The 1,049-nt window shown below is 39.1% G+C and carries 2 protein-coding genes; both read left to right on the top strand.

The window, feature by feature from the left end:
• Positions 1–702, top strand: a 702-nt coding sequence (locus tag ACFINR_RS09415; RefSeq protein WP_375654236.1) for a tyrosine-type recombinase/integrase, incomplete at its 5' end; no start/stop codon positions are given.
• A 207-nt stretch (positions 703–909) separates the two neighbouring features.
• The coding region (locus ACFINR_RS09410) for a helix-turn-helix transcriptional regulator (RefSeq protein WP_375654237.1) at positions 910–1,049 on the top strand (140 nt) is incomplete at its 3' end.

The following is a 1,049-nucleotide window of genomic DNA, read 5'->3' as shown; positions in this document are numbered from 1 at the left end:
TGGCATACAAAAGCTGGAGCTGCTCGGACAGCATTGATACGTCTCAAACTTTGTCTCAAACATGCTGCTGCATTAGGTTTGGATGTTGATTTACAAGCAACAGAAAAAGCACGCGCTCTTTTAGGAAAACAACGCCATAAAGTCAAAAATTTACCTGCAATGGATTGGAAAGATATACCAGCTTTTTATCAAACACTTTGCGAAGCATCAACCCTAACACAACTGGCTTTGCGTTTGCTTATCCTTACAGGGGTTCGCTCTAACCCTTTACGTCATATTCATAAAGATCAAGTTGAAGGTGATATCTGGACAATCCCTGCTGAAAATATGAAAGGAAAGCGTGATACTACAAAAGAGTTTCGTGTGCCCTTATCATCTGAAGCATTAGACATTTTAAAACAAGCGCGCTCACTTTCTCGCAATGATTTCTTCTTTTCTGCAACCGGTCGCGGTCCCCTTGCTACGAAGTGTATGGCTCAATACATGAGAGACAATAAACTTGAAGCCTGCCCCCATGGATTTCGCTCTAGTTTACGCGATTGGCTCGCTGAAACAACCGATGCCCCCTATGAGGTTGCTGAAACAATTCTAAGTCATACAGTCGGAGGACAAGTAGAGCGTGCCTATCGTCGTACTGATTATTTAGAACAGCGCCACGTTTATATGGATAAATGGGCGGCTTATGTCACGGGTCAATCTTAAGATATGGAGTGCATAACCCCATGATCTGTGGATAACTTTCTCTCTCTTCTCTCTCATTCTTTCTCAATAAGAGTCATAAATTATCACATCAAAAATTGTATGATAAAATATTGTTTTCTATAAATAAAACATCTTTCCAAATGAACCAAAATATGGTTAATAAATAGTTATGATTTGTTCTCATTTTTTTATAGAAAGGATTTTAGTATGACAGAAAATGATATTCTTTTGACAGACCGTGAAAGTGCAAATTTGCTTCATATGAGTGTATCAACATTCCGCCGTCATGTAACCAATGGCTCTCTCCCAAAACCTTTAAAATTTGGTTTTTTGTCCCGTTGGTTACA

This window comes from Bartonella sp. AP19HLJMH, from assembly GCF_042196245.1.
Lineage (GTDB): Bacteria > Pseudomonadota > Alphaproteobacteria > Rhizobiales > Rhizobiaceae > Bartonella.
This window is presented reverse-complemented; position numbering and strand designations above follow the sequence as displayed.